General features: G+C 63.9%; 6 protein-coding genes. All 6 read left to right on the top strand.

The window, feature by feature from the left end; all coding sequences use genetic code 11:
* Positions 1 to 339: 339 nt before the first annotated feature.
* On the top strand, positions 340 to 1071 hold the full coding sequence (locus J4E53_RS28545; protein ID WP_060740822.1) for a GntR family transcriptional regulator: 732 nt from the start codon (positions 340 to 342) through the stop codon (positions 1069 to 1071).
* An 18-nt stretch (positions 1072 to 1089) separates the two neighbouring features.
* A complete protein-coding gene (gene nagA, locus J4E53_RS28540; protein WP_060740821.1) occupies positions 1090 to 2196 on the top strand; it encodes an N-acetylglucosamine-6-phosphate deacetylase in 1107 nt (368 codons plus the stop codon).
* Positions 2177 to 3199 (top strand): SIS domain-containing protein, encoded by a 1023-nt coding sequence (locus J4E53_RS28535; RefSeq protein WP_103310713.1) that lies wholly within the window; start codon positions 2177 to 2179, stop codon positions 3197 to 3199. Before nagA ends, J4E53_RS28535 begins: the two co-directional genes overlap by 20 nt.
* A 41-nt stretch (positions 3200 to 3240) precedes the next feature.
* Positions 3241 to 5754: a phosphoenolpyruvate--protein phosphotransferase gene (gene ptsP / locus J4E53_RS28530; protein ID WP_103310711.1), complete on the top strand. Its 2514-nt coding sequence runs from the start codon at positions 3241 to 3243 to the stop codon at positions 5752 to 5754.
* Positions 5755 to 5787: 33 nt separating this feature from the next.
* Positions 5788 to 7503 carry an N-acetylglucosamine-specific PTS transporter subunit IIBC gene (nagE, locus tag J4E53_RS28525; protein ID WP_103310709.1) on the top strand — a complete coding sequence of 572 codons (1716 nt, stop codon included), beginning with the start codon at positions 5788 to 5790 and terminating at the stop codon, positions 7501 to 7503.
* 516 nt (positions 7504 to 8019) lie between these two features.
* Positions 8020 to 9102: a hypothetical protein gene (locus J4E53_RS28520; protein WP_146042669.1), complete on the top strand. Its 1083-nt coding sequence runs from the start codon at positions 8020 to 8022 to the stop codon at positions 9100 to 9102.
* Positions 9103 to 9209 lie beyond the last annotated feature (107 nt).

The raw sequence follows: 9209 nt of genomic DNA, 5'->3' as shown, positions 1-9209 counted from the left end.
TTCGCGCCCTAGCGGGAGCAAGCTCCCTCGCCACAAAAGCTCGTTAGCCTTGATAGGCTCGGACGACCGCCCGTCAGCATCGAAAAATAAATCAAAAAAAAACCATCTTCAGAAATTACCTACAGATGAATACCAGTTCACCCCGTAGGCGTTGTCGTGGCTGCAGATCTTTGCGTTCGAACTCCCTTCCACTAATACCACTTCAATCCCATCCCGAAAAAACCCTTTAACAACACCTCTATAACCCAGGAAAGCGGCGTTGACATGGTATTCAAGTGGTATTAGCTTCCACCCCACTTACCGAGCGACAACAACTCAATAACCGCATCGGACACCGATATGAATGACATCCTGGCCCTGCGCCCTGACGACACCCAACCCACGCCGCTGTACCTGCAATTGGCGCGAAACCTGGAGACGGCGATTCATGCCGGCCAGTGGAAAGCCGAGCAGGCGATGCCGTCCGAGCGCAGCTTGAGCGAGCAACTGGGCATTTCCCGAGTCACTGCCCGCAAGGCCTTGGAAGTGCTGTTCGAACAAGGCTTGATTCGCCGCAACCAGGGTTCGGGCACCTTTATCACCCCGCGCCTGGAACAGCCGCTGTCACGCCTCAGCGGCTTCAGCGAGATGCTGCGGCTCAAGGGCTTTGTGCCCGGGTCCCAATGGCTGGAACGGGAAATCACCCCGCCCACCCACGAAGAACTGATCCGCCTGGGCCTGTCGCCCACCGACAAAGTCGCGCGGCTCAAGCGCCTGCGCAAGGCCGACGACACGGTCATGGCCATTGAAATGAGCACCCTGCCCGCCTCGATCATTCCCAAACCGCAAGCGGTGGGCGATTCCCTCTACGCATTTCTCGACGGCATCGGCAAGCCGGTGGTGCGCGCCCTGCAACACATCCAGGCCATCAACGCCTCGGACGAATTCGCCGCCCTGGTGGGCATCGCCCCCGGCACCGCGATGTTGCTGATGACCCGGGTCGGCTACCTGGAAGACAACACCCCCATCGAAGTCACCGACACCTATTGCCGCAACGACTACTACGACTTTGTCGCAGAGCTGCGGCGCTAGACGAGCAGAGAATTTCCCATGTCCGAAGACAACATCCTCACCTGTGACGGCTGGGTTCGCGGCCGCCTGCTCCATGAGCACGGTAGAGTCGTGGCCATCGAAGGCCAGCCCTGCGATCCGGCGAGCAACGACCTGCCCTACCTGCTGCCCGGCTTTATCGACTTGCACGTCCACGGCGGCGGCGGCAAGGACATCATGCAAGGGGCTTCGGCGTTCGAGACCATCGCCCGCACCCACCTGCGTTTTGGCACCACCGCACTCTTGGCCACCACCATGACCGCGCCCAGCGAAGAGATCGCCAGCGTGCTGCAGGCCCTCGGCGAGTTCTGTGAGCAGCGTCCGAACGGCAGCGCCCGGGTCCTGGGCGTGCACTTGGAAGGCCCTTACATCAACCCCGGAAAACTCGGCGCGCAACCGAATTTCGCCCACACCGCGCTGCTGGCCGAGGTGGAGAGCTACCTGGCCCTGGCGCCGATCCGGGTGATTACCATCGCCCCGGAAATCGCCGGCCATGATGCCTTGATCCGTGCCCTCAGCGCCCGAGGCGTGCGCATGCAGATCGGCCATACCCTGGGCAGCTACGAAGAAGGCGTCGCGGCGTTGGCGGCCGGGGCCAGCAGTTTCACTCACCTGTACAACGCCATGAGTCCGTTGCATCACCGCGAGCCAGGTATCGTCGGTGCGGCCCTCGCCCATGCGCAATATGCCGAGTTGATCCCGGACTTGCTCCACGTGCACCCCGGTGCGATGCGCGTGGCCTTGCGTTCGATCCCGTGCCTGTATTGCGTCACCGACTCCACCGCCGCCGCCGGCATGCCCGACGGCGAATACAAGCTGGGCAGCCACACCGTGACCAAGTGCCTGGGCGGGGTGCGTCTGGCCGATGGCACCCTGGCCGGCAGCACCCTGACCATGGACCAGGCCCTGCGCAACCTGGTGAAAATCGGCCTGCCCATCGCCGAAGCCTCCCAGCGTCTGTCCCAGTTTCCCGCCGACTACCTCGGCCTGCCCGAGCGCGGTCGCCTGCAGCCCGGTGCCTGGGCCGACTGCGTACGCCTTGACCGTTCCCTGACCCTGACCGACGTGATGGTCGAAGGAGAAGCCATTGACTTCCAAAATGCTTGAAGAGGCCCTGGCCTCCCATGAAGCGGTCGAGCGCCAGTTGCAGCGACTGGACCCGGCCCTCGAGGAAATCGCCGGACGCCTGCGCCGCCAGCCACCGCAAGTGGCGATGACTGTCGCCCGGGGCAGCTCCGATCACGCCGCCAGCTATTTCGCTTACCTGACCATGCAGCAACTGGGCATCCCGGTGGCCTCGCTGCCGATGTCGGTGGTGACCATGCAACAGGCGCCGCTGAAGGTCAGCGGCCAGGTGGCGTTCGGTTTTTCCCAGTCGGGACAGAGCCCGGACCTGGTGAACAGCCTGCGCCTGTTGCGCAAGCGTGGCGCCTTGAGCGTGGCCCTGGTCAACGCCACCGACTCGCCTCTGGAAGCCGCCTGTGAATTCAGCGTGCCGTTGTGTGCCGGCGTCGAGAGCAGCGTCGCCGCGACCAAGAGCTTCATTGCCACCCTCAGCGCCAGTGCGCGACTGGTGGCCCACTGGAAAGCTGACGCCGAGTTGCTCGAAGCCGGCGGTGCCCTGCCCGAGGGCCTGCGCGAGGCCGCCCGCCAGGACTGGCACAGCGCTGTCGACACCCTGCGCGACTGTCAGCGGTTGATGGTGATCGGCCGGGGCGCCGGGTTCGCCATCGCCCAGGAAGCAGCACTCAAGTTCAAGGAAACCTCGGCGATCCAGGCCGAAGCCTTCAGCAGTGCCGAAGTTCGCCACGGGCCCATGGCGCTGATCGACCATGACTACCCCCTGCTGGTGTTCGCCCCGCGCGGTGCCGAACAGGCCGGCGTGTTGAGCCTGGCCGCGGACATGCGCCAGCGCGGTGCCCGGGTGCTGCTGGCGGCACCTGATGACATTGTCGAACGCGACCTGACCTTGAGCCGCGCCGAGCACCCGGCCCTGGACCCGATCCTGGCGATCCAAAGCTTCTACGCGATGGCCGCGAGCCTGGCCGTGGCCCGAGGCCTGGACCCGGACCAGCCACGGCACCTGAGCAAGGTCACCCGTACCCACTGATCCGACTGCTTTTCAAACAAGAGCCTGAAGAGAGCGAGCCCATGCCCAACAACAATAAAGAGCTGATCCTCAGCGCCCCCCTCAGCGGCCCGGTGCTCACCCTCGCCAATGTCCCGGACGCGGTGTTCGCCAGCGGCGCCATGGGCGATGGGATCGCCATCGACCCGCTGAACGACACCCTCTACGCACCGTGCGACGCTGAAGTGATCCACGTCGCCCGCACCGGCCACGCCGTGACCCTGCGGGCCGACAATGGCGCCGAACTGCTGCTGCACCTGGGCCTGGATACGGTCGAGCTGCAGGGCGACGGGTTTTCCATGCTGGTCAAGGAAGGTGCACGGGTCAGCCATGGCCAGCCGCTGCTGCGTTATGACATGGATAAAGTGGCGCTGCGCAGCAAGAGCCTGGTCAGCCTGCTGGTCATCACCAACGGCGAACACTTCCAGGCACGGCCCATCACACTCAAAGGGGTGAAGGTCGGCGAGCCGCTGCTGCACATTCTCGCCAAGGCCGTCGGCCAGGCGGAACATCACGACCAAGACGGCGGCATCGAAGTGTTCGGCCAGGTCCGCATCGCCCATCGCGGCGGTCTTCACGCCCGCCCGGCGGCGCTGGTGCGCCAGACCGCGCAAGGCTTCAAGAGCCGCTCGCAGCTGCACTTCAGCGGCAAGTCAGCCTCGTGCGACAGCGTAATGGGGATGATGGGGCTGGCCATCACCGAACAGGCGCAAGTGCACGTCAGTTGCCGGGGCAGCGATGCCGAGGCGGCGCTGCAAGCCTTGCTGACGACCTTATCCACAGCCCTGGTGGAAGAAGCCCATGCCAGCGCGCCGCCGCCCGAACCACCACGGGCGAATGCAGAAGAAGGTGTGTTGCATGGCGTATGTGCCGCGCCCGGGCTGGTGACTGGGCCGCTGGTTCGGTTGAGCGGCATTCAATTGCCGGAAGACATCGGCGGCCATGCCGTCGAAGAGCAGCGCCAACGTCTGAGTGACGCTCTGGCCCAGGTCCGTGGCGACATCCACCTCACGCTGGAGCACGCCCGGGCCAAGAAGCATCACGATGAAGAGGCGATCTTCAGTGCCCACCTGGCGCTGCTGGAGGACCCGGTGCTGTTGGATGCCGCCGACCTCTTCATCGAACAAGGCAGTGCCGCGCCCCACGCCTGGAGCCGCTCCATCGACACGCAATGCCAGGTCCTGCAACAACTGGGCAGCACGCTGCTGGCCGAGCGCGCCAACGACTTGCGTGACTTGCGCCAGCGGGTCCTGCGGGGGTTGCTGGGTGAGGCCTGGCAGTTCGACGTCGCGGCGGGCGCCATCGTCGCCGCCCAGGAACTGACCCCGTCGGACCTGCTGCAACTCAGCGCCCAAGGCGTGGCCGGCGTGTGCATGGTCGAGGGTGGCGCGACGTCCCATGTGGCGATCCTGGCCCGGGGCAAAGGCCTGCCGTGCCTGGTGGCGCTGGGCGACGAACTGCTTGCCCAGGAACAAGGCCAAGCGGTGGTACTGGACGCCGACGGTGGCCGCCTCGAACTGACGCCAACCGTCGAGCGCCTGGCGCAGGTGCGGCAAGCACAGACCCGACGCACGGCCCTGCGCGCCCAACAACAGAGCCTCGCCCACACACCGGCGCGGACCGTCGATGGCGTGGAGGTGGAAGTCGCCGCTAACGTGGCCTCCAGCGCCGAAGCCGGCGAAAGCTTGGCCAACGGTGCCGATGGCGTTGGCTTGTTGCGCACCGAATTTCTCTTCGTCGACCGCCACACCGCCCCCGACGAAGAAGAGCAGCGCCAGGCCTATCAAGCCGTGCTCGAGGCCATGGGCGACAAACCGGTGATCATTCGCACCATCGACGTGGGCGGTGACAAGCAACTGGACTACCTGCCCCTGCCGAGCGAAGCCAACCCGGTACTGGGCCTGCGCGGCATTCGCCTGGCCCAGGTGCGACCGGATCTGCTCGACCAGCAACTGCGCGCCTTGCTGCAAACCCGTCCGCTGGACCGCTGCCGGATCCTGTTGCCCATGGTCACCGAAGTCGACGAACTGCTGCACATCCGCAAACGCCTCGATGCCCTTGGCTCTGAACTGGGCCTGGGCGAACGCCCGCAACTGGGGGTGATGATCGAAGTGCCGGCCGCCGCGTTGCTGGCCGAACAATTGGCCGAACATGCGGATTTCCTGTCCATCGGCACCAATGACCTGTCGCAATACACCCTGGCCATGGACCGCGACCACGCCGGCCTCGCCGCCCGGGTCGATGCCCTGCACCCCGCGTTGCTGCGGCTGATCGCCCAGACCTGCGCCGGTGCCGCCAAGCATGGGCGTTGGGTCGGCGTGTGCGGGGCCCTGGCCTCGGACCCGTTGGCCACGCCTGTACTGATCGGCCTGGGTGTACGGGAACTGTCGGTCAGCCCGCCGCAGATCGGCGAAATCAAGGACCGCGTGCGCCACCTCGACGCCGCGCAATGCGCTCGCTTGAGCAACGAACTGCTGAACCTGGGCAGCGCACTCGCGGTACGCCGTGCCTGCCATCGACACTGGCCCCTGGGCTGAGCCACTTCGAAGAACAATAAAGGGAGAGACGCCATGTACCAGCATTTCATCGAAGGGCTGCAACGCCTCGGCCGGGCACTGATGCTGCCCATCGCGATCCTGCCCATCGCCGGCCTGTTGCTGCGCCTGGGCGACACCGATCTCTTGGACATCGCCATCATCCACGATGCCGGCCAGGCGATTTTCGCCAACCTGGCGATGATCTTCGCCATCGGCATCGCCGTGGGCTTCGCCCGGGACAACAACGGTACGGCGGGGTTGGCCGGAGCCATCGGCTACCTGGTGATGATCGCGACCCTGAAGGTGCTCGATGCCAGCATCAACATGGGCATGCTCGCCGGGATCATCAGCGGCCTGCTGGCGGGGGCGCTGTACAACCGCTTCAAGGACATCAAGCTGCCGGAGTACCTGGCGTTCTTTGGTGGCCGGCGCTTCGTGCCGATTGTCACCGGCTTCAGCGCCGTCGGGCTGGGCGTGGTGTTCGGCCTTATCTGGCCACCGATCCAGCAGGGTATCAACGGTTTCGGCGCCTTGCTGATGGAAAGCGGCAGTTTCGGCGCCTTCGTGTTCGGGGTGTTCAACCGATTGCTGATCGTTACCGGCCTGCACCACATCCTCAATAACATGGCCTGGTTCATCTTCGGCAGTTTCACCGACCCCGCCACCGGTGCGGTGGTCACCGGTGACCTGAGCCGTTATTTCGCCGGCGACCCCAAGGGCGGCCAGTTCATGACCGGCATGTTCCCGGTGATGCTCTTCGGCCTGCCCGCCGCGTGCCTGGCGATGTACCGCAACGCCTTGCCCCAGCGGCGCAAGGTCATGGGTGGGATCCTGCTGTCCATGGCGCTGACCTCGTTTCTGACCGGTGTCACCGAGCCGATCGAATTCGCCTTCATGTTCCTCGCGCCCTTGTTGTTCCTGGTCCACGCGCTGCTCACCGGTGTGTCGATGGCCGTGACCAATCTGCTGGGCATTCACCTGGGCTTTACCTTCTCCGGCGGCTTCATCGACATGGTCCTGGGCTGGGGCAAATCCACCAACGGCTGGTTGGTCGTCCCGGTGGGCCTGGCCTACGCGGCAATCTATTACCTGGTGTTCGACTTCTGCATCCGCCGCTTCGACCTGAAGACCCCGGGGCGTGAAGAGGTACCGGCAGGCGACAAACCGGCCATCGCCGAAAACCAGCGGGCCGCGGCCTACATCCAGGCCTTGGGCGGCGCAGATAACCTGATCACCATCGGTGCCTGCACCACGCGCTTGCGGCTGGACATGGTGGATCGCAACAAGGCCTCCGACGCCCAGCTCAAGGCCCTCGGCGCCATGGCCGTGGTGCGCCCCGGTAACGGCGGGAGCCTGCAGGTGGTGGTGGGGCCGATGGCCGACAGCATTGCCGATGAAATCCGCCTGGCGGTGCCCTCCTCCCTTCGCCCGGTCACCGCACCGGTGCCGAATGCCCCTGCACCGACGACGCCTGCCGCCCTTTCCAGCACCGAGGCGCAACAATGGCTGGCCGCCCTCGGAGGCCAGGACAACGTCCTGCAACTCGAGTGCGTGGCGACGAGCCGGCTACGGGTGCGGCTGGCCGATGACAAGGGCTTGTCGGAAAGCCGGCTCAAAGGGCTGGGGTGTCAGGGTATGAGCCCGTTGGAGGGTGGCGTCTGGCACTTGCTGCTGGGGGAGAAGGCGCCGCGGTTATGGCAGGCATTGGACGGCCTGGCGCATGGCCGCAAGGTCGATGCCGGGGCCTAGTGTTCTACCGGGATTTTTGTATTCGTCTTTCGATTTATCGCGAGCAAGCTCGCTCCCACAGTGGCTGGGTGTTGTTCACAAAACCTGTGATCGACACCTGCCTCCTGTGGGAGCGAGCTTGCTCGCGATGAGGCCGGTACTTATTGCATCAAGTCCGAGCCTGTACCCAACCGAAAAGTTATCTAGCGCGAACCCTCGACAAAACCCTCGATTAAAGGTCATCGACCAAGAGCCAGCAACTGTCAGAAATAACAGGTAACGGATAATTCCGACCAGTAACAGCCAACAAACAAATGCTGATATTCGCGGTCGCTTCCAACTGAGATGCTTGTTACAAAATAAGATCTTACAGCCCAGCACAGTCATCTATTCTCACTCTCACGCAGTGAACCGAGGCACACCCCAGCGTTGCCTTGGCACTGAGCAATCGACAATTAAACTGTCAATTCGAAGAATAGGTCGTAATGAAGTATGTGATTCGATTGGCATCCTCGTTTCAGGAGAGGTGTCCACATCATGAGTAGAAGCAGCGGTTTTATACGGGCGGCGACTGTCGCCATGGTATTGGCAGGCACCTGGCAAGCGAACCCCAATGCGTGGGCAACGACCCAGGACTCGGCGCGGAAGGATGAACCTTGGTACCAGGCCTGGCTCCAGGTCACGGCGGATCCCAGCGTGGATATCCGCAAGACCCAACCCTTATTGCGCTGGCGGACCGACCTGGACACGCTCTATCGGGGAGACACCACCAATCAAGGCCTCGAGGCCTTCCGGGACGGCTTGCTGCCCAAATCCGTGACCTTCCCCGAGGACACATGGATGTACAACTGGTTCAAGCACGGGGCCGGGGCCCAGCGCTCGGTCTACAGCAGTACCACGCGCAGCCAGCGTATCGCCCAGAGCTTCGCCAACGAATGGGTATTCGAATTCAAGGCCCCCCATGGCATCGACCAACAGGAATCGGGGGGACCTATTATCGGCGAGGAAGAGATCAGCTACCCCGGCGGGGTCAAAGGGCACTTTATCAAGCAGGCCTGCAAGAAAACCGACCTGGCCGATTGCATCGCCAACCCGGACTATCGCGAACCCTCCGGTCACGAGACGATGCTGGAAGTCGCAGCGACGCCCATCGATTGGAGCAAGATCACCCCGCCAGAAGGCCTGGCCTGGGTGACGAACAAGGAATCACTCTGGGCGGTGGGTTCCTCGAGGATCAACCCAGTGCAAGGAGCGGACGCACTTGCCCGTGGGTTACGGGCAAAAAACTCGCAACCACCGGTCTTGCGCTGGGCGAGCAGCCCGGAGTCTCCTTCCATTCAATCGGTCGTCGTGGCGTTTCGTGACTATAGCGACGCCAAGATCTGGGCGGTCACGGAAGCGGCAGACGGCGGCTGGGTGTATGAGGTCAGGCCCAACAGTGTGGCGGTGGATCTGTCAGGGGAGAATACCGGCAACCGTCCAGGCGCCTTCGCATTCATTGGCGGCATCAAGGGCGGGCTATTGATGAATGCTCGCCGGTTCGAGAAAGGCGTGGGTGAACCGGTCGAGTGCATCGGCATTGAAAAAGAAGCTTGCCGCCTCGAGAACCGGCATCAGTAGACAGACCAGGACGATCCCGTGTGGGAGCGGGCTTGCTCGCGAAGAGGCCAGTACATCCAACATCAATGCAAGCTGACCCGACGCCTTCGCGGGCAAGCCCGCTCCCA

The organism is Pseudomonas sp. FW305-28 (assembly GCF_017351395.1).
Taxonomy (GTDB): Bacteria; Pseudomonadota; Gammaproteobacteria; order Pseudomonadales; family Pseudomonadaceae; genus Aquipseudomonas; species Aquipseudomonas fluorescens_AA.
The sequence above is the reverse complement of the archived record's forward strand: the minus strand, read 5'-3'. Positions and strand labels throughout refer to the sequence as shown.